This window comes from Streptomyces sp. NPDC000878 (assembly GCF_053599695.1).
Map to the genome: position 1 here is coordinate 1 of NZ_JBSFMT010000083.1, position 20,473 is coordinate 20,473.

General features: G+C 70.5%; 17 protein-coding genes and 1 riboswitch. Of the genes, 15 read left to right on the forward strand and 2 right to left on the reverse strand.

Annotated elements, in window-relative coordinates; all coding sequences use genetic code 11:
• The first annotated feature begins 197 nt into the window (after window positions 1-197).
• The gene (locus tag ACWDR4_RS42575; RefSeq protein ID WP_450416606.1) at window positions 198-938 is read left to right on the forward strand and encodes an N-acetyltransferase; all 741 of its coding nucleotides are present in this window, start codon (window positions 198-200) and stop codon (window positions 936-938) included.
• Window positions 939-983: 45 nt separating this feature from the next.
• On the opposite strand, the gene ACWDR4_RS42580 is transcribed toward ACWDR4_RS42575, so the two are convergent.
• A complete protein-coding gene (locus ACWDR4_RS42580) occupies window positions 984-1,781 on the reverse strand; it encodes a hypothetical protein (protein ID WP_450416608.1) in 798 nt (265 codons plus the stop codon).
• Window positions 1,782-1,974: 193 nt separating this feature from the next.
• Entirely contained in the window at window positions 1,975-2,703 is a 729-nt protein-coding gene (locus ACWDR4_RS42585; RefSeq protein WP_450416610.1) for a hypothetical protein, read from the reverse strand.
• Between the two features lie 278 nt (window positions 2,704-2,981).
• Between ACWDR4_RS42585 and ACWDR4_RS42590 the strand changes: the two genes are divergently transcribed.
• The 14 genes from ACWDR4_RS42590 (at window position 2,982) to ACWDR4_RS42655 (ending at window position 20,064) form a co-directional block, all read left to right on the forward strand.
• Window positions 2,982-5,450, forward strand: coding sequence for an N-6 DNA methylase (locus ACWDR4_RS42590; RefSeq protein WP_450416612.1), 2,469 nt, complete (start codon window positions 2,982-2,984; stop codon window positions 5,448-5,450).
• A gap of 186 nt (window positions 5,451-5,636) precedes the next feature.
• Window positions 5,637-6,293 (forward strand): hypothetical protein, encoded by a 657-nt coding sequence (locus tag ACWDR4_RS42595; protein WP_450416613.1) that lies wholly within the window; start codon window positions 5,637-5,639, stop codon window positions 6,291-6,293.
• Window positions 6,294-6,334: 41 nt separating this feature from the next.
• On the forward strand, window positions 6,335-7,819 hold the full coding sequence (locus ACWDR4_RS42600; RefSeq protein WP_450416658.1) for a protein kinase domain-containing protein: 1,485 nt from the start codon (window positions 6,335-6,337) through the stop codon (window positions 7,817-7,819).
• A gap of 137 nt (window positions 7,820-7,956) precedes the next feature.
• Window positions 7,957-8,790, forward strand: coding sequence for a glycoside hydrolase domain-containing protein (locus ACWDR4_RS42605; protein ID WP_450416614.1), 834 nt, complete (start codon window positions 7,957-7,959; stop codon window positions 8,788-8,790).
• Window positions 8,791-8,950: 160 nt separating this feature from the next.
• Complete coding sequence (locus ACWDR4_RS42610; RefSeq protein WP_450416615.1) at window positions 8,951-9,613, forward strand: SurA N-terminal domain-containing protein; 663 nt, start codon at window positions 8,951-8,953, stop codon at window positions 9,611-9,613.
• Between the two features lie 98 nt (window positions 9,614-9,711).
• Complete coding sequence (locus ACWDR4_RS42615; protein ID WP_450416616.1) at window positions 9,712-10,740, forward strand: nucleoside triphosphate pyrophosphohydrolase; 1,029 nt, start codon at window positions 9,712-9,714, stop codon at window positions 10,738-10,740.
• 72 nt (window positions 10,741-10,812) lie between these two features.
• Window positions 10,813-12,705 carry a tetratricopeptide repeat protein gene (locus ACWDR4_RS42620; RefSeq protein WP_450416618.1) on the forward strand — a complete coding sequence of 631 codons (1,893 nt, stop codon included), beginning with the start codon at window positions 10,813-10,815 and terminating at the stop codon, window positions 12,703-12,705.
• Between the two features lie 30 nt (window positions 12,706-12,735).
• Window positions 12,736-14,052, forward strand: coding sequence for a cytochrome P450 family protein (locus ACWDR4_RS42625; RefSeq protein WP_450416620.1), 1,317 nt, complete (start codon window positions 12,736-12,738; stop codon window positions 14,050-14,052).
• Window positions 14,053-14,293: 241 nt separating this feature from the next.
• Window positions 14,294-15,100, forward strand: coding sequence for a transglycosylase family protein (locus tag ACWDR4_RS42630; protein WP_450416621.1), 807 nt, complete (start codon window positions 14,294-14,296; stop codon window positions 15,098-15,100).
• Window positions 15,101-15,283: 183 nt separating this feature from the next.
• Window positions 15,284-15,455: riboswitch (cyclic di-AMP (ydaO/yuaA leader) on the forward strand.
• 3 nt (window positions 15,456-15,458) lie between these two features.
• On the forward strand, window positions 15,459-16,169 hold the full coding sequence (locus ACWDR4_RS42635; protein WP_450416623.1) for a transglycosylase family protein: 711 nt from the start codon (window positions 15,459-15,461) through the stop codon (window positions 16,167-16,169).
• Window positions 16,170-16,501: 332 nt separating this feature from the next.
• Window positions 16,502-17,782: a phosphopyruvate hydratase gene (gene eno, locus ACWDR4_RS42640; RefSeq protein ID WP_006382731.1), complete on the forward strand. Its 1,281-nt coding sequence runs from the start codon at window positions 16,502-16,504 to the stop codon at window positions 17,780-17,782.
• Between the two features lie 117 nt (window positions 17,783-17,899).
• Window positions 17,900-18,394: an FtsB family cell division protein gene (locus ACWDR4_RS42645; RefSeq protein ID WP_450416624.1), complete on the forward strand. Its 495-nt coding sequence runs from the start codon at window positions 17,900-17,902 to the stop codon at window positions 18,392-18,394.
• Window positions 18,395-18,436: 42 nt separating this feature from the next.
• Window positions 18,437-18,955 (forward strand): DUF501 domain-containing protein, encoded by a 519-nt coding sequence (locus ACWDR4_RS42650; RefSeq protein ID WP_389352847.1) that lies wholly within the window; start codon window positions 18,437-18,439, stop codon window positions 18,953-18,955.
• Between the two features lie 155 nt (window positions 18,956-19,110).
• Window positions 19,111-20,064 (forward strand): Ppx/GppA phosphatase family protein, encoded by a 954-nt coding sequence (locus ACWDR4_RS42655; protein WP_450416626.1) that lies wholly within the window; start codon window positions 19,111-19,113, stop codon window positions 20,062-20,064.
• Window positions 20,065-20,473 lie beyond the last annotated feature (409 nt).

Consider the following 20,473-nt stretch of genomic DNA (forward strand, 5'->3'; position numbering starts at 1 on the left):
CTCGTCTTCTGTGCGGGGTGCGACTGCTTCCCGGACATCCTCCAGGGCGGCTTCCCTGACATTCTCCGGGGCTTCTGCCAGGGCTTCTTCCGGGGGCTGGTGGAAATGCGGGCCGGGGCTGGATGGCGCCCACTCGGAGCTGGATGGCGCCGCGTGGGGCTGGGGTCGCGGCCCCGATCCAGCTACCGTGACTCTCCATGGAGTTGAAGGTCTCGTCGCTCGCCGAACGCCCCGAGATGTACCGCCAGGTCGTCGAAATGCCCGACACCTGGCCGGAGTTCATGCAGCACGACTTCACGGGCAACGCCCACTACGACCGGATCGCCACCGAACTCCCCGAGTACGTCCTGTTCGCGGAGGACGAGCGGGGCGAGGTCGTCGCCCACGCCTACGCCGTGCCCTTCGCGCTCGGCCGGCGCGGGGGCGAACTGCCCGCCCGTGGCTGGGACCAGGTGCTGGTGTGGGCGTTCCAGGACCTGCGCGCCGGGACCCGGCCGGACACGGTGAGCGCGATCTCGATCGTCGTCTCCCCGCACACGCAGGGCACGGGGCTGTCCGGACGGATGCTCGCGGCGATGCGGAACAACGCCGCCGCACACGGCTTCCGCGAGGTCGTCGCCCCGGTCCGGCCCAGCGCCAAGCACCTGGAGCCACGGACCCCGATCGCCGAGTACGCGTACCGGGTCCGCGCCGACGGACTGCCCCACGACCCGTGGCTGCGCGTGCACGCACGGGCCGGCGCCACGATTGTCGCCATGGCACCGGCGTCGATGTGCGTCGCGGCCTCACTGGAGGAGTGGCGCGCCTGGACGGGGCTGCCCTTCGACAGCGAGGGCGAGGTGGAGGTGCCCGGGGCGCTGGCACCGGTGCGGTGCGACCTGGAACACGGGTACGGGGTCTACGTAGAGCCGAATGTGTGGATGCGGCACCAGCTGTGACCGGCGGCTCGGAGGCACAGCGGCCCGGAGACACGGTGGCCCCGGTCAGCCGCCCAGCGCGTCCAGGTCGAGGATCTCGCCTGTGGGCTTCTTGGCCGCGACCGGCTTGTCGTACTCGCTGAAGGCGATGGTCCCCGGGTCCTTCGCGGACTTGCTTTCGAGCCGGAGGATGTAGGGCTTGCCCTTCGTGGCGACGTACAGCGTGTAACTGTCCTTGCCGTCCTTCTCGTTGACGACGAGGGCCGGCGTACCGTCCACGGTGGTCGTGGCGCCGCGCGTCACCCCGGCGCCGGGCCCGGAACCGGCGTCCTTGAAGTCGGTGAGCACGCTGTCCAGGTCGCAGAAGCCCGCGATGTCCTTGGCGTCGGAGCCGGTCGCGGCCATCTTGGTCCACTTCCCGGCGAGCATGGCCACGACCCCGTCGGTCTCCTCCTTCGACGAGCCCTCGCTCTGCGCCCGCAGGAACTTCTCGTCGTACCGCATATAGAGGGTGGTGGCGGTCTTCACGACGTCGGCCTTGCCCTCACCGTTCATGCTCATCGTTCCGGCGCACTCGCCCCGCTTGTCGAGCGCCATGTCGATCCGGATCGTGCCGCCGCTCTCGTCGTCCGCCACATCGCCCGTCATGCGGAGCGACGAGGCACCCGAGGTCGCCGTCAGGGCACGCTCGGCTATCTCGCCACCGGTCAGCCCGTCGAACGGGCCCTTCGGCTTGGAGGCTGCGTTGTCCGCGGTCTTCTCTGCTGTCTTGTCGGCCGTCTTGTCCTCACCGGGCAGACACCCGGCGACTCCGGCGACGGTGACGGCGGTGAGACAGAGGGCGGCGAGTGTGGTTCGGCGCATGGGAGTTCCTTCGAGGTTTCCTGGTGAGGGACGAACTGGGCTGGGCTGAGCTGAGAAACGCGGGCGGCGGCGCGGTCCCCGGCGCTGCGCCACCGCCGCCCGGCTGGGAAGGGGGAAGGGGGAAGGGAGAGGGGGTAAGAGGAGAGGAGGGCGGAGAAGAAGAAACGGGGCGGGGCGGGACGGGAACCGGACGTCAGCCCGTCTTCACCCAGTCCTTGCAGCCCGTCGTCTTGAAGTAGCCGTCGGAGGCGCTGATCGTCGCGACGGCTGTGCCGTTCACGTTGTTGTTCGCGACGATCGAGTCGACCGAGTGCGAGGCGTCCTTCGACCGCTCCCAGTAGCAGAGGTCGTCGGCGTTGCCCGTGGACTTGTACGTCCCCGGCGCGATGTCCGCGCCCACCCTGAACATGCCGCCGTTGCCGGCCATCTTCGCCGCGGGCGTGCCCTTCGCCTTCAGGTCGACTGCCTCCCAGTCCTTGCAGCCGCTGGACTTGAAGAGCTTGTCGGTCGCCAGGATCGTCACGTAACTGGTGCCGCTGACGTTGTCGTTGGCGAGCAGCGAGTCGATCTCGCCGGAGGCGTCCTTGGCCCGCTCCCAGTAGCACATGTCGTCGGTGTTCCCGCTGGTCCGATAGGTACCGGGCTTGACATCACTGCCGACCTGGAAGTCCCCGTCCCCCTCGATCGCGACCACCTTGTCGGCGACCTCCACGGAGTCCGAGCCACCCGAGCCACCCGAGCCGTCCGCGGAGTCCGCGCTCGCCCCGCTGCCCCCGGGCTTCTGCCCCGCCGACGCCGACGACCCCTTGTCACCGCTGCCCCCGGAACCGCCGTCCCCGTCGCCCCCCGACGTCGCCGACGCGACCCCGATGACGACGATCCCCACGACGGCCCCCAGCGCGACCTTGCCCTTCATACCCATGACAGTCCCCTCCCCGTTACGGCGACGCGACCGCACTCCTTGTGGCGGCCCGCTCGTTCGCTGGGTCAATAAGACCAGAGCGTGTGAACCGAGTCAACACGGTTCACGCGATGTCATATGTACACGCCCGTGAATGGGTAGATCTTGCGTACGCCGCTATGCTCGGCGTCACATGTGAAACGAGGGCTGCACGACCAGGCTGTGAGGGCTGTGTACGGGTGACCAGAGCCGTACGCGGGAACGCCGGGACCGTGCACGGGACGAGGGGAGCGCGGCGCGTGCAGGACAACGCCACGGAAGTGACCGCCGCCGGCATCGCACGGCTCGCGGGCGTCGGCCGCGCCGCCGTCAGCAACTGGCGCCGCCGTCACGCCGACTTCCCCAAGCCGGTCGGCGGCACCGAGACCAGCCCCGCCTTCGCCCTCGCCGAGGTCGAGTCCTGGCTCCGCCGCCAGGGAAAACTCGCCGAAGTACCCCTCCGTGAACGCGTCTGGCAACAACTCGTCGGCCACCCCGAGGGCCCGGCCACCGCCCTCGTCCACGCGGGCTGCGTCCTGCTGCTCATCCACGACCGCCCGACCGTCTGGCTGGAACTGGGCGCCGTCTCCGACGAACGCCTCGCCGCCCGCCTCCCCGGCACGCTGGAGCAGGTGATCGTCCCGCGCTTCGGCGTCGCCGGGAAGCGCGGTGTTCACAGGCCGGGTGGGGGGCGGGGAGTTCACACGCCGTCCGTCGCGCAAGGAGTTCACAGTCCGACTGATGTTCGGGGGGTTCACACTCCGTCGGGTGCGGGGGGCGGGGTGAGTGTGAACGGGCCGGGTGGTGTGAACAGTCCGGGCGCTGTACACGCCTCACCCGGCGCCCCCGCCGGCTCGCCGGGTGTGAACACCCCGGGTGCCGTGAACACGCAGCCCGGCGTTCACGCTTCGCCGCCCGCATCGGGCGTACACAGCGGCCACGCTGCGTCCGCAGCGCCCGCCGACCCCGGCGTACACAGGACGCCCGCCGCGTCCGGCGTACACAACGCCCCCGCCCCACCCCACGTACACAGCTCGGCCCCGGTACACACAACCCCCGCCGCCCCCGCCGTTCACACCCCCACCGGCCCCGAACTCCTCCCCTCCGTCCCCCTCCTCCGGGGTGTCGCCGAGCTCGCGGCCGAGATGGGGGCGCGGCAGGCGTACGAGTTCCTGGTCGGGCGGCATCTTGATGCCAATCCGCGGCAGTACACGCTCACCCCGGCCGAGCTGGCCCGGCTCATGGGAGACCTCGCCGGGGCGGCGCGTACCGTGCTCGATCCGGCCTGTGGCACCGGGGCGCTGTTGCGGGCCGTTCCCGTGCCGGGGGCGCGGGAGGCCGAACGGGAGGATGCCGAGCGGGAGTTGTACGGGCAGGACAGTGCCCCCGAGCTGGCCGCGCTCACCGCGCTCCGGCTCGCGCTCCAGGGGCGGAACGTGGTCGTGCGTACGGCTGTCGGGGACACGCTCCGGGCCGACGCGTATCCCGGGCTCAGGGCCGATGTCGTGCTCTGCCATCCGCCGTTCAACGAGCGGAACTGGGGGCACGACGAACTCGCGTACGACGCCCGCTGGGAGTACGGCTTCCCGGCGCGGAACGAGTCCGAGCTGGCCTGGGTGCAGCACGCGCTCGCGCGGCTCCGGGACGGGGGCACCGCCGTACTGCTGATGCCGCCGGCCGCGGCGTCCCGGCGTTCGGGGCGCCGTATCCGGGCCGATCTGCTGCGGCGCGGGGCGCTGCGCGCGGTGATCGCGCTGCCGGTCGGTGCGGCGCCCCCGTACAACATCCCGTTGCATCTGTGGGTGCTGCGGCGGCCCGACAAGGCGCCCGCGCAGCCCGAGGTGCTGCTCGCCGACACCGGGACCGTCGCCGAGCACACCGGGCGGGGCGGGCTCGACTGGGAGACCGTGCGCAGCGCCGTTCTCGGCGCCTGGCGGCCCTTCGAGCGGGCCGGTACGGCGGTCGAGCAGCCAGGGGTGTCGCGTTCCGTGCCCGTCATCGAACTCCTCGACGACGACGTCGACCTCGCCCCCGCCCGTCACCTCCCGCCGGCCACCGCGGGCGACGGCGAGCACCTGGGCGACGTACGGGAACGGCTCGGCGAGACCCTCCGCCTGACCGCCGATCTCACCCCGCCCACCCCCACCGGACCCGCCGAGGGGCAGGCAGGGCGCTGGCCGCTCATCACCATCGGTGAACTCGCGCGCGGGGGCGCCCTGGTGATGCGTACGGGCGGAAACGGCGGCCACGCGCGCGTGCCCGTGCTCACCGACCACGACGTCCTCGCCGGAACCGCCCCCTCCGGAACGCTGCCCGAGAGCGACGAGGAGGCCGTGCTCGTCGAGGCCGGTGACGTCGTCGTTCCGGTGCTGGGCGGCGGGTCCGTCGCGCGCGTGGTCGACGACGCGACCGCGGGGGCCGTTCTCGGCCGCAGCCTCGTCCTCCTGCGACCCGATCCGGCCGCCCTCGACCCGTGGTTCCTCGCCGGTTTCCTGCGCGGCACCGCCAACAACCGGCAGGCCAGCAGCTACGCGTCCACCGCGACCCGGCTCGACGTACGCCGTCTGCAACTGCCCCGGCTGACCCTGGACGAACAGCGGCGCTACGGTGCGCGGTTCAGGGCGCTCGCCGAGTTCGAGGAGGCCCTGCGGCACGCGGGCCGGCTCGGCGGACAGCTCGTCCGGGGCATGTACGACGGGCTGACCGACGGGACCGTCGCGCCCGACTGACGTACCGATGGCTTCCGCCGTCTCACGGGCCGCGATCAGCGCGGCAACGATCACGACAACGGTTCGGTACAACCCGGACCCGTTGTCGGTGTCGGCCTATACGCTCGGACTCCGACATCGAACCTGTCACTCGTACCTGTCACTTGTCCGTCCGTCCCGTCGGCATCATCCGGTCCAGGAGCAGTCATGTACGGCCCCGGCGCGCCGCCGCCCATCCGCAGCGAGAGCACCGTCATCACCCTGCGCGTGCTGTTCGTCGCGGCGGGCCTGCTCACGTGCGGCTTCCTCGCGTGTGTGCCGCTGTTCCGGGTCGCCATGCTGCGCGGCCGGTGGTTCAACTGGACGGCGGCCTGGGTGAGCCTGCCGCTGGCCATCGTGTGCTTCGCGGTCGTCGGCACCCTGAAGGAGAGCGACACCAGGGGGAGCGTCGCCCTCGCCACCGTCATGATCCTGGGTGCCCTGAGCAGCGTGTACTTCCTGGTCATGGACATCCGGTCGGTGGACAGCCAACGGCGGCAGTACGCCGGTTACGCGCCCGCCCAGGCCCCGACCGTGCCCTCCGGGTACGGCTACCCGGCCTCGCCCCCGCCCTCGTCGCCGTACGCGCGCGTGCAGCCCGGGCCGCAGCCCCACACGCCGCCCGCCATGCCCCACACGCCGATACCCCAGCCCCAGGTTCCGCCGCCCCCGCCGCAGCGCCCCGCGCCCGCCCGTATCGACCAGGTCCGCGCCGAACTCGACGAGTTGAGCGACTACCTGCGCAAGCACGAAGGCAGTCAGGGTGGCAGCCAAGGCGGTAACCACGGTGGCAGCCAAGGTGGCAACCACGAGGGCGGACGGTGAGCGTGGGGACGACGGGACGCGTCATCGCCGACCGGTACGAACTGTCCACGCTCATCGGGCAGGGCGGCATGGGCCAGGTGTGGACGGCGTACGACCAGCGGCTCGACCGGCGGGTGGCCGTGAAACTGCTGCGGCCGGACAAGGTGGCCGGCCAGGAGGCCGACGAACTGCGCCGCCGCTTCGTGCGCGAGTGCCGGGTGACCGCGCAGGTGGACCACCCCGGGCTCGTCACGGTCCACGACGCGGGCAGCGAGGGCGAGGAACTGTTCCTCGTCATGCAGTACGTCGACGGCGCCGACCTCGCCGACCACCACGCCGAACACGACCCGTACCCCTGGCAGTGGGCGGTCGCGGTGGCCGCGCAACTGTGCGCCGTGCTGAGCGCCGTGCACGCCGTGCCGATCGTCCACCGCGACCTCAAGCCGCGCAACGTGATGGTGAAGCAGGACGGCACGGTCACCGTCCTCGACCTGGGCGTCGCCTCGGTCATGGACACGGACACGACCCGCCTCACGCACACCGGTTCACCCATCGGCTCGCCCGCCTACATGGCCCCCGAGCAGGCGATGGGCGGCGCGGTCGGCCCGTACACGGACCTGTACGCACTCGGCGTACTCCTCCACGAACTCCTCAGCGGGGACGTGCCGTTCTCGGGTTCGACGGCCCTCGGCGTGCTCCACCGGCACCTGTACGAGCCGCCGCTGCCCGTGCGCCGACTCAGACCCGAGGTGCCCGAGGCGCTGGAGGCGCTCGTCCTGCGGCTGCTCGCCAAGGACCCGCAGCACCGGCCCGCCTCCGCGCAGGAGGTGTACGAGCACCTGGCGCTGCTCCTCCCGGAGCGCGGGATGCCCACCGGAGCGCCCCTCGACCCCACGCGCCCCTTCCTGCGTCCGCACGCCCCCTGGCCGGACCGCGCCCGCACCCCCGCGCCCCAGCCGACGGCCGCTCCCGTCGCCGCCGAGCGGCCCGACGTCGCCGGAGCCGTCGACGAGGTCAAGCGTCTCCTCGGCGAGGGCCGCATCACCCAGGCCGTCGACATCCTCGGCTCGATCCTGCCCGCCGCCGCCGATCAGCACGGCGAGCACTCCCCGGTGGTCCGCACCCTCCGCAAGCAGTACGCGGCCACCCTCATGGACGACGGCCAGTTCCGCCGCGCCCTGCCCGAACTGCGCCGCCTCGCCGACGAACGCGCCGCCGAGGCGGGCCAGGCCGACCCCCAGTCGCTGCGCTTCCGCTACGAGGCCGCCCAGTGCCTCGAACAGCTCGGCGAACCGGCGGCGGCCCTCGCCGAGTACCGCGCTCTGCTGCCGTACTACGAGAACCAGTACGTCGCCGGCGACCCCGAACTCTCCCTCGACGTCCGCCGCCGTATCGGCCACCTCCTCCTCGCCCTCGGCGACCGCACCGCCGCCCGCGACACCCTCGCCCGCCTCCTCCACGACGTGGACCGCCTGCGCGGCCCCGGGCACCCGCTGGCGGCGGAGATCCGGCGGACCCTGGAGTGGCTGGGGCAGGTACGCGGCTAGCCAAACCGGTCAGTGGCCGGATTTTGCCGTGCCGTGAGGGAAACTTGTGGGCCTCTGGGGCGGGTGTTTCCCGAACACGGGAGCGCCGCCGGTTACGTTGCGACCTGCTTTCGTGCACAGAACCAGGGGTGGGTCATATGGCGTCCAGTCACCGTCAGTCCAAGAAGCGCAGATACGTCACCTGGGCGGTGGCCGGTGCGGCCGTCGTCGCCGGGGCCGGGCTCGCCGCGCAGTCCTCGATGGCCGCCACCACCTGGCCCGCCCAGCGCACCTACACCGGCCGCGCGTTCGACACCTGCGCCGCACCCTCCCTCGCCGCGATGAAGGCCTGGCGCGCCAACAACTTCTACGGCGCCGCCGCCGTCTACATCGGCGGCAAGAACCGCGGCTGCGCCCAGCCCAACCTCACCGCGTCCTGGGTGAAGTCGGTCAGCGCCCAGGGCTGGAAACTCATCCCCCTGTACGTCGGCGCCCAGCCGTCCTGCCAGACCGGCTCCAGCCCCGAGAAGCTCACCGCCGCCACGGCCGCCTCCCTCGGCGCGAAGGACGCGGCGGACGCGGTGACCAAGGCCTCGGCGCTCGGCATGAAGGCCGGCAGCCCGGTCTACCTCGACATGGAGTCGTACGACATCACGAACAAGGCGTGCAACGACGCCGTACTGACGTACGTACGCGCCTTCGACAAGGCGCTGCACGCCAAGACGTACCGCACCGGCTTCTACGGCTTCCGCAGCTCCAGCGCGAAGGCGATCGCCCAGGCCACCGACCGCACGGACCTGCCGGGCAACATGTGGTACGCGCTGTGGGACCAGCAGAACACCACCACCGCGGACTGGCCGTTCGGCGCCACGCAGTGGACCAACCACAGCCGGGCCCACCAGTACATGGTGAACAGCAAGGAGAAGCGCGGCGGTTACACGATCACCGTGGACCGCGACGCGTGGGACGCACCGGTGGCGATCACCGGCTGAGGCGGGCCGGAGGCCCTCGGGGCAGCGCGGGACGGGCGCGGCGGTGCCTGAAGTCCCGGTGAATCGTTGGTCGAATGGCTTGGCCAGAGCCCGGCCACTGCCTACCATCGATCACCGCAAGACTTTGTGCACCGCCGCACAATCTCCTCAGGAGGCCCCCTTGCACCGCCGTCGTCGCACCGCGCTCCTTCTCTCCGCCGCGATCGTCGCCGCGGCACCCCTCCTCACCGCCTGCGGAAACGACGCGCATCCCGGCGCGGCGGCCGTCGTCGGCGGGCAGCGGATCACGGTCGCGCAGCTGGAGAGCAGGGTGAACGAGGTACGCACGGCACAGCGGGCGGCCACCCCGGACCAGGCCCAGTACGCGCAGACCGTCGCAAGAACCGGCAGCCTCACCCGGGACACCCTGCACACCATGGTCCTCGACCGTGTCCTGAATCAGGCCGCGAAGAACGCGGGCGTGACCGTGACCCGCAAGGACGTCCAGAGCCTGCGCGCGGCCCTGGAGCAGCAGGCGGGCGGCGCGAAGGAGCTGGAGACGGCCTGGCTCCAGCAGTACGGCGTCGCTCCGGCCCGCCTCGAGGACAGCCTGCACACCGAGATCGTGGCCCAGAAACTGGCCGCCGCGCTCGGCGCCGACATGAACACGACGGACGGCCAGGCCACCTTCTGGAAGGCGATGTCCGAGGCCTCGAAGACCCTCGACGTCGACCTCAACCCGCGCTACGGCACCTGGGACGTCCAGAAGAGCAGCCGCATCGACGCGAAGACGCCGTGGGTACGGGAGATCACGGCGGCGAACGCTGCACAGGGCACGGCGTAACGGTTGTCCGTACGGGTGTACGGGCGCCGATGTGCCCCCGCGCCCCTGGCCTGTGGATAACTCGTGGGGCTGTCGGTGGCGTGGGTTACGTTCGGAGGGTGAACGCAACCAGCGGCTTCGAGACCGCTCCGGAGACGGGGACCGACCCCGGTCGTGTCGTCCTGCTCACCACCAGCCACCGAGTCGCGCCCGGCCTGCTGTCCTGGCCCGCCTGGCAGACGCTGCACGCGGCAGACAGGGTGCTGTGCGCTGACGGTACGCATCCGCAGCTGCCGTATCTGCGGGAGGCCGGCATATCGGTCGACGAGACCGCCCCGACCGCCGAGGAGCTGATCGACGCCTGCGCCGGCGGCCGGACGGTCGTGGTCGTGACGACGGGCGAGGGCGACCCGGCCCTCACGGACGGCCTGGCACGCCTCGCGGGCTCCGGCCGCGTCCGGATGCCGGACCTGGAACTCCTCCCCGCCTCCTACGACCTCCCCGGCGCCCGCCTCCTCGACCTCGTCCAGGTCATGGACCGCATCCGCCTGGAGTGCCCCTGGTCGTCCCGCCAGACCCACAAGGGCCTCGCGAAGTACGGCATCGAGGAGGCGTACGAACTCGTCGAGGCGATCGAGGAGGGCGACCGGGACGAGCTGCGCGAGGAGTTGGGGGACGTCCTGCTCCAGGTGGTGTTCCATGCGCGCATCGCGGAGGAGGGGAGCGATGGTGAGGGAGACGAGGAGGACGACTCGACCCCCTTCTCGATCGACGACGTCGCCGCCGGCATCGTCACCAAGCTGATCCACCGCCACCCGCACGTCTTCGGCGACGAGACGGCGACGACACCGGAGGAGGTGAAGGAGCACTGGCTGCGCACCAAGGCGGTCGAGAAGCAACGGGAGTCGGTGACGGACGGCATCCCCCTCGGCCAGCCCGCCCTGGCTCTCACGGCGAAACTGGCGTCCCGGGTGCACACGGCGTCCCTGGACGTCCCGCTGCCGCAGGGCGAGGGCATCGGATACGAGCTGCTGGAACTGGCGGTACGGGCGGAGGCGGAGGGCGTGGATCCGGAGGCCGCGCTGAGGGTCGCCGCGCGGGCTTACCGGGATGCGGTGCGGGTGCGGGAAGGGGTGGCGGGGTCCTGATCGCTCCGACGGTTTGTCAGTACCGTTGACCCACGGTGGTGTTGAGGCGTGGGGGCATGAGTGGAACGCTCGATGAACGAGCTGGCGGCTGAGGGTGCCAGAACGCTGGTCAATGGGCTCAGGTCGGCGGACTGGGAGCGGGTACGGGACCGGTTCGTGGAGTGGTTCACGCTGCGGGGGCAGGACGAATGGGTCCATGAACTCCAGAGCCTGAAAGGGCCGTTGGGGCCTCGTACGGGGTCCGGGAAGCTGGAGTGGCGCTTTCGGCTGACCGAGGGCCTCGCCGACGCGTGGGACGTGGACGGCTCCGACGAACTCGCCTCTCTCATCGACGAGTTCGACGTGCCCACGCCTCCCGAGGAACCGGCCCCCGCTCCGGCGCCCGTGGTGCCGGGAGACCACTTCGACTTCAAAGACATCACTGTCAACGGGCCGTTCGTCGGTGTGCAGCACGTCCAGCAGACGCCGGCCGCCGCTACTCAGCCCGGGTCAGTGGACTGGCCGTCGGCGGAGAGCATGGCGCCGCTGGCGTACGGGGTGCGGCCGACACGGCGAGACAAGGGCCTGCCCCAACTGCCGCCGTACGTCGAGCGGGACGCCGATCCGGCGGTCAAGGCGGCGGTGGAGTCGGCCGCTTCCGAGGGCGGGCTGGTCGTCGTACAAGGGGACGCGTACGTCGGCAAGTCGCGCACGGCACTCGCGGCGATGGCCGAAGCACTCCCCGGCGTACGGGTGTTCGCGCCCGCCCGGCACGAGAACCTGCGCGGGCTGCCCGCCCTGTTGAGAGGTCTGCCGGGCGAACGCTGCGCGCTGTGGCTCGACGACCTCGACGGTCACATCGGAGCCGACGGCCTGGAGCCGAGGCTGCTGGCGCAGTTGGCGGCGCAGGGGGTGCCGGTGATCGCGACGATGAGAGAGGACACGTACGACAAGTTCCGCAGGTCGTCCCGGGGGCGAGTGCTCGACCTGGCGCACATCGTGGAGCTGCCCCGGGACTGGAGTCACGGGGAGCGGAAGCGGGCGGGGGAGGTCGGCGACCCTCGGTTGACGGAGGCCGCCCGTCGGTGCGGGGCGGAGGGCGTGGCGGCCTACCTCGCGGTCGGTCCGATGCTGTGGGAGGAGTGGCAGCGGGCTCGGCGGGCGGACCGGCATCCGCGCGGGTACGCCCTGGTCCGGGCGGCCGTTGATCTGGCTCGGTGCGGACTGCGGGGACCGTTGCCGCAGGACCTGTTGGTGAAGGTCCACGAGGGGTACGAGGGCGTTGCCGACCTGGAACGGGAGTCCGTGGACGACGCGCTGGCCTGGGCGGCGGAGAAGCGGGACGGCGTGCTGCCGATGCTGCGGAGAAGCGGCGCGAGCATGTGGGAGGCGTCCCCTTATCTGGTGGACACCGCGTCCCGGGACGAGACGTTTCCGGTGGTGGACCGGGTGGTGTGGAGCGCCGCCATGGATGCGGCCCTGCAGGACTCGGCGTACGACTTCGAGGTGGTCCTGGCGGGGGCGAAGGAGGCGTTTCGGGCGGCTGCCACGGCTGGGGACGGGCAGGCCATGTTCGATCTGGCACTGCTTGCCCAGGGTGCCTTGGAGAACGAGGAGGCCGAGGCCTGGTTCCGGAGGGCGGCGGAGGCCGGACTGACGGAGGCCGCGTGGCATCTGGGGCTGCTGCTGGTGAGGCGGGGAGACCGTAGGGAGGCGGAGGCGTTCCTGGAGACGGCTGCGGAAGCAGGCAACCGCCGGGCGGCGACCTTGCTCGGGAAGTTGCTTGCGGACCGGTCGGAGCAGTGGGCGAAAAGGGGAGTGGCAGATCCGGCGCTGGTGAGCGCGATCCTCTGGCTGTCCGGTCATGTCCCTGGGACGTCGGACCGCGACGTGACCGAGGCGAAGGCTGGGTCTTCTGAGAGAGAAATCGCTGCCCGACACGCCTGGCAAAGCGTGACTGCAAGCCATCCGTTGGGCCAGGAGTAAGCCCCCCGACCCTCCCGATACCGTCACCGAGTGACCAACCAGCCCCCTTCCACGCCCCCCGCCCCCGAACTCTTCACCTGGGAGTTCGCCACCGACCCCTACCCCGCCTACGCCTGGCTCCGTGAGCACGCGCCCGTGCACCGGACGAAACTCCCCAGTGGCGTCGAGGCCTGGCTGGTCACCCGTTACGGCGATGCCAAGCAGGCCCTCGCCGATCCCCGGCTCTCCAAGAACCCCGCCCATCACGACGAGCCCACGCAGGCCAAGGGCAAGACCGGGATCCCCGGTGAGCGCGGCGCCAACCTCATGACCCATCTGCTCAATATCGATCCGCCGGACCACACCAGGCTCCGTCGGCTCGTCGCCAAGGCGTTCACGCCCCGTCGTGTTGCCGAGTTCGCGCCCCGCGTGCAGGAACTCACCGATCAGCTCATCGACCAGTTCGCGGCGCGCGGCTCCGCCGATCTCATCCACGAGTTCGCGTTCCCGCTGCCCATCTACGCGATCTGCGACCTGCTGGGCGTACCCCGCGAGGACCAGGACGACTTCCGGGACTGGGCCGGGATGATGATCCGGCACGGGGGCGGGCCCCGGGGCGGGGTCGCCCGGTCGGTCAAGAAGATGCGGGGCTATCTCGCCGAGCTGATCCACCGGAAGCGCGAGGCGCTGACCGACGTGCCCGAACCCGGTGAGGATCTGATCTCCGGGCTCATCCGGGCCTCCGACGAGGGCGAGCACCTCACCGAGAACGAGGCCGCCGCCATGGCCTTCATCCTGCTGTTCGCCGGGTTTGAGACCACCGTGAATCTCATCGGCAACGGCACACACACCCTCCTCGCCCACCCCGAGCAGCGCGCCCGGCTCCAGGACTCCCTCGCCGTTGACGAAAACGGTCACCAGGACTTCTCCCTCCTCGAGACCGGCATCGAGGAACTCCTCCGCTACGACGGCCCCGTCGAACTGGCCACCTGGCGGTTCGCGACGCAGCCGCTCAGCATCGGCGGGCAGGACATCGCGGCCGGTGATCCCGTCCTCGTCGTTCTCGCCGCCGCCGACCGTGATCCGGCGCGGTTCGCCGACCCCGACACCCTCGACCTCTCCCGCCGTGACAACCAGCACCTCGGATACGGCCACGGCATCCACTACTGCCTCGGCGCCCCGCTCGCCCGCCTGGAGGGGCGGAGTGCGCTGGCCACCCTCCTCACCCGTCTCCCGGACCTTCAACTTGCCGGAGACCCGAGCGAGTTGCGCTGGCGGGGCGGGCTCATCATGCGTGGACTGCGCACCCTGCCCGTCGAGTTCACGCCGGTTCGCGAATCGGGGCATACCCCGCCAGTAGTGCCGTAGAAGATCACGGGAAGGTGACACTCCCTCAACAATGTGATCTTCACGTGATCTACGCGGCATTAACTTGTGACAAGTGATCGCCTGTCGATACGTTCGAGCACTAGTGCGACGCCTTGGCGGTATTCATTTCGGCATCCGTCGCGCCGACCCCTGCTGTCTCGCGAAAGGCAACCGCATGCTCTCCGGGAACGGACGTCACCGTCGCCCCCGTCAGGCCCCGGCTCTGCTTGTCGCGGCCGGCGTGACCGGCTCCGCCCTCGCCATCCCGCTGCTCGCCGCGACCGGCGCGAGCGCGGCAAGCGGCACCACGTGGGACAGGGTCGCGGAGTGCGAGAGTGGCGGCTCCTGGAGTGCCAACTCCGGCAACGGGTTCTACGGCGGGCTCCAGCTGACCCAGGCGGACTGGGAGGCGTACGGCGGTCTCACGTACGCCCCGAGCGCCGACCAGGCCAGCCGTTCGCAGCAGATCGCCGTCGCCGAGAGTGTGCTCGCCGACCGGGGTGCCGGGGTCTGGGACGCCTGCGCGCTGCTGTCCGGGCTCGGCAAGGACACCAGCTCGGCCGACGTCGACACGGGCGTGGCCGAGGGGAAGGGGAGTGGGGACAGGGAGGGCGGTACGTCGTCTTCGGCGTCGCCCTCGTCCTCGACGTCGGATTCGCCTACGCCTGCCTCTACTCCCTCCGCCTCACCCTCCACCGACTCCGCGCCCTCGGTCAAGGCCAAGTCCGCCGAGTCCTCGCCGTCCCCTTCTTCCTCCTCCTCAACCTCCTCGTCCCCCTCGCTGTCGAGCGAAGGGGGCGCACAAGAAGGTGACAGGTCATCCACGGGTGTGACAAATGATGGAAAACAGGGCAACTCCGGGCAGAGCAGGGAAGGCTCGTATACGGTCCGCCCCGGCGACACCCTTTGCGGCATCGCCGACTCCCTTGGCCTTGAGGGTGGATGGTCCGAGTTGTACGCCGAGAACGAGGATCTCCTCGGTGCGGACCCGAACCACATCCTCCCCGGTCAGACCCTCGAAGTCCCTGCCGAACCGGGGCAAAAGTAACCGGAGTTCACGTCACGCTTCGCGCTGAATGTCCGTTATAAATGCAGTGAGAGATAGGTCTCAGAAGCCCTGATCGTCTTTGTATTTCAGGGGATCACCTGTTTACGGTCGTCAACGCCCGCCACAGTGGGCCCCGCCGGTCGCAACGCCGAATCCTGCCAACGGCCGAACGGGAACAGTCGTCGCTTTCAAGCGCCGTAGGCAGGAGCGGGGGACCCAAGGTAAGTGCCGCACCGGGCAGTTGACCGGAGCGGCTTGGGGTTAAGCCGTGCGCCGCCCGAACGGGGCGTACGGCCGGGCAACTCAACCGGCCCGAACCCGACAGCTCACCTCGCAGGCGTCGGTGAGGGGATCACGCATGCTGTTTTCCGGTAAGGGCAAGCACCGTCGTCCGTCCAAGGCCACCCGTGTCGTCGCCATCGCCGGTGTGACCGGCGCCGCGGTCGCCGCTCCGCTGCTGGCGGCCGGCTCCGCCTCCGCCGCCACCTCCGCCGAGTGGGACACGGTCGCCCAGTGCGAGTCCGGCGGCAACTGGTCCATCAACACCGGCAACGGCTACTACGGCGGTCTGCAGTTCTCCGCCTCGACCTGGGCCGCGTACGGCGGCTCGGCGTACGCCTCCACCGCCGACCAGGCCTCCAAGTCCCAGCAGATAACCATCGCCGAGAAGGTCCTCGCGGGCCAGGGCAAGGGTGCCTGGCCGGTCTGCGGCACGGGCCTGTCCAGCGCCTCCTACGGCGGCGGTTCGAGCGACAGCTCGTCCAGTGACTCCGGTAGCTCCAGCCCCTCCAGCTCCGGCTCCGGCGAGACCTCCACCCGCTCCACCGACGAGCAGTCGGCCTCCCGTTCGCAGGAGCGACCGGCCGCGAAGAAGACCGTCACCACCCCGACCGGCAAGAAGGTCGAGAAGGGCGACGGCGAGTACAAGGTCGTCAAGGGTGACACCCTGAGCGCGATCGCCGAGGCGCACGACGTCAAGGGCGGCTGGGCGAAGCTCTTCCAGCTGAACAAGGACATCATCGACGACGCCGACTTCATCTACCCGGGCCAGCAGCTGCACCTCAGCTGACCCCGGTCACCTGCCCGCCGGAGCATCCCCCAAATCTCAGCCGGCCCGAAGGTGAACCACAGCGCCCTCACATCCGTGCCCTCCATAGTGAAGGCCTCGTGAGGGTCACCCCCGTCCCCCACGGGCTCCCCGCTCCGGTGCGTGTTCCCCCGTACGCACCGGGGCGGGGCTTTTTGTTTCCCTGAGGAACAATGTTTACCCTCGGTTCCGTCCATGTTCCGTCCATGGGGTGGTCGGACGGCTGGCCGATCGGCCTCGGACGGTTAGGCTCATCCCGCAGGGGCCGCAAAAAAGCCCCGCGTACCCGCGTCACATCCCAGAAGGAGATGCTCGTGCCGTCCATCGACGTCGTCGTAGCCCGGGAAATCCTCGACTCGCGAGGCAACCCCACCGTCGAGGTCGAGGTCGGCCTCGATGACGGCAGCACCGGTCGTGCCGCCGTCCCGTCCGGAGCCTCCACCGGAGCCTTCGAGGCCATCGAGCTGCGCGACGGTGACCCCAACCGCTACCTCGGCAAGGGTGTCGAGAAGGCCGTCCTCGCCGTCATCGAGCAGATCGGCCCGGAGCTGGTCGGCTACGACGCCACCGAGCAGCGGCTGATCGACCAGGCGATGTTCGACCTGGACGCCACCGACAACAAGGGCTCGCTCGGCGCCAACGCCATCCTCGGCGTCTCGCTCGCCGTCGCCCACGCCGCCTCCGAGGCCAGCGACCTCCCCCTCTTCCGCTACCTCGGCGGTCCGAACGCGCACCTGCTGCCCGTTCCGATGATGAACATCCTGAACGGCGGCTCGCACGCCGACTCCAACGTGGACATCCAGGAGTTCATGATCGCCCCGATCGGCGCGGAGTCCTTCTCCGAGGCGCTGCGCTGGGGCGCGGAGATCTACCACACCCTCAAGAAGGTGCTGAAGACCAAGGGCCTGTCCACCGGTCTCGGCGACGAGGGCGGCTTCGCCCCGAACCTGGAGTCCAACCGCGCCGCGCTCGACCTCATCATCGAGGCCATCAAGCAGGCCGGCTACGTCCCCGGTGAGCAGATCGGTCTCGCGCTCGACGTCGCCGCGTCCGAGTTCTACAAGGACGGCAAGTACGAGTTCGAGGGCAAGTCCCGTACGGCCGCCGAGATGACCGAGTACTACGAGGAGCTGGTCTCCGCGTACCCGCTCATCTCCATCGAGGACCCGCTGTACGAGGACGACTGGGACGGCTGGAAGACCATCACCGACAAGCTGGGCGACAAGGTCCAGATCGTCGGCGACGACCTCTTCGTCACCAACCCGGAGCGCCTCGCCCGTGGCATCGAGGAGGGCTCGGCCAACGCCCTGCTCGTCAAGGTCAACCAGATCGGCTCCCTCACCGAGACCCTGGACGCCGTCGAGATGGCGCAGCGCAACGGCTTCAAGTGCATGATGTCCCACCGCTCCGGCGAGACCGAGGACGTCACCATCGCCGACCTCGCCGTCGCGGTGAACTGCGGCCAGATCAAGACCGGCGCCCCGGCCCGCTCGGACCGCGTCGCCAAGTACAACCAGCTGCTGCGCATCGAGGAGATCCTCGACGACGCCGCGGTGTACGCCGGCCGCTCGGCCTTCCCCCGCTTCAAGGGCTGAGCAGCTGTAGCTGTGGTGGCTTAGGCAGCGTCGTACGTACGTCCCCGTACCCGGTCCCGTACCGTGTGCGGGGACGTACGCACGTACAAGCGCAGCTGTTCGGGGAGGCGGGACGACATGGCCGTGAAGGACCGGGACCGGTTCTCCACCGCGACCAGGATCAAGCTGCTCGGCGAGCAGACGGCGGCCCGCGTCTACCGTTCGCAGACCAAGCGCCAGGCCCGCCGCTCCCGTCTGACCGGCCGGGCGGCCCTGCTCGCCCTGGTCCTCTGCTCGCTGATCGTGGCCCTCGCCTACCCCATAAGGCAGTACGTCTCCCAGCGCGCCGACATCGCCGACCTGGAGCGCGAACGCGACCAGGCCCGGCAGCGGGTCGAGCAGCTCCGCGACCAGAAGGCACGCTGGCAGGACGACGCGTACGCGCAGCAGCAGATCCGGCAGCGGCTGCACTATGTGATGCCGGGCGAGACCGGGTACGTCGTGATCGACCCGGACGCGGCGAAGCAGTCGCGCGCCGACCTGGGCGCGGCCGACCGGCCCTGGTACGCGAACGTCTGGGACGGCGTGGACAAGGCCGATCAGTCCGGCCGGGCCGACGCCGTGAACCAGTGAAGTGCAGCGAAGTGAACTGACAAGAGAGACATACGTACAGGCATGCATACGCCCCCGCCTCCCACCCCGCGCACCGAGCCCACCGACGCGGACGTCGAGGCCTTCAAGCAGCAGCTGGGCCGTCCGCCGCGCGGGCTGCGCGCGATCGCGCACCGCTGTCCCTGCGGTCAGCCGGACGTCGTCGAGACGGCACCGCGGCTGCCGGACGGTACGCCCTTCCCGACGACGTACTACCTGACGTGCCCGCGGGCCGCCTCGGCGATCGGGACGCTGGAGGCGAACGGCGTGATGAAGGAGATGACGGAGCGTCTGGCGACGGATCCGGAGCTGGCCGCGGCGTATCGGGCCGCGCACGAGGACTACATCGCGCGCCGTGACTCGATCGAGGTGCTGGAGGGTTTCCCGAGTGCGGGGGGTATGCCGGACCGGGTGAAGTGCCTGCACGTGCTGGTGGGGCACTCGCTGGCGGCCGGCCCCGGGGTGAACCCGCTGGGGGACGAGGCGATCGCGATGCTGCCGGAGTGGTGGGCGAAGGGGGCGTGTGTGGTGCCGGGGGAGTGACCCGCGGCGGAGCCGCTGATGGATGCAGCGCCCCCGCCGCCCCTACCCGTCCCATCCCGTTCCTGGGGGCTGCGCCCCCAGACCCCCCTTTCGGCCTGAACGGCCTCGTCCTCAAACGCCGGACGGGCTGAAATACCAACCCGAAGGATCCGCCCATGCCTCGCGTCGCCGCCATCGACTGCGGTACGAACTCGATCCGGCTGCTCGTCGCCGACGCTGACCCGGTCACCGGGGAACTTGTCGAGCTGGACCGGCGGATGACCATCGTCCGGCTCGGTCAAGGGGTCGACCGTACGGGGCGGCTGGCGCCCGAGGCGCTGGAGCGGACCTTTGCGGCCTGTCGGGAGTACGCCGGCGCCATCAAGGAGCACGGGGCCGAGCGGCTGCGGTTCGTCGCGACGTCCGCCTCCCGGGACGCGGAGAACAGGGACGAGTTCGTACGGGGGGTGCTGGACATCCTGGGTGTCGAGCCCGAGGTGATCTCGGGTGAGCAGGAGGCCGCGTTCTCCTTCACCGGGGCCACCAAGGAACTGACGGGGCGCGACGACCTCGCCAGGCCCTACCTGGTCGTGGACATCGGCGGCGGCTCGACCGAGTTCGTGGTCGGGGACGAGCAGGTGCGCGGGGCGCGGTCCGTGGACATCGGGTGCGTGCGGATGACCGAGCGGCATCTCGTGCGGGACGGGGTGGTTGTGGATCCGCCGGGGGATGTGGAGATCGCCGCGATCCGGGCCGACATCGAGGCCGCTCTCGACCTGGCGGAGCAGAGTGTCCCGCTGGGCGAGGCGCGCACGCTCGTCGGGCTGGCCGGGTCCGTCACCACGGTGTCGGCGATCGCGCAGGACCTGCCCGCGTACGACTCCGAGGCCATCCACCACTCCCGGGTCTCCCTCGACCGCGTCCGCGAGATCACCGAGGTCCTTCTCCGGTCCACGCACGCCGAGCGCGCGGCCATTCCCTCCATGCATCCGGGGCGCGTCGACGTGATCGGCGCGGGGGCGCTGGTCCTGCTCTCGATCATGGAGCGGATCGGGGCGGCGGAGGTCGTGGTGAGCGAGCACGACATTCTCGACGGGATCGCCTGGAAGGTGGCGGAGGACCTCCAGTAGCCCTCGGCTGAGCAGGTCGGATAACGTATGAGCGCACTTGCGGGGGTGTTTACGGCCCCCCGGTGACGCCCTCCCGGGAAAGTTCGTGAAGTTCTTCACAAGGAATTCGGTCCTGTTGGGCGACGAACGTGCTCCGCGGGGCCCTTTCGGGGGCTCACCTGGGGCGGGAGCGTGCTCGGGGGAGCGTTTCGGTGGGGTTTCCGGTGGGTGTGGCGGGAGGCTGGTCCAGTCACTCCGATGACCCGGAAGGGCAGTTCACACGGCATTGACATCGGGGCGTACCGCCCGCTGGTTCGTCCGGCGAGACACGGCCTCGGCCACGCGGGCCGCGCAGTGTAGCAGAGGGGGTGCACATGCTTGTGAAGGGGCTCACGAGCGACCCCCCTGGGGCGGGTGGATACTCGATGGC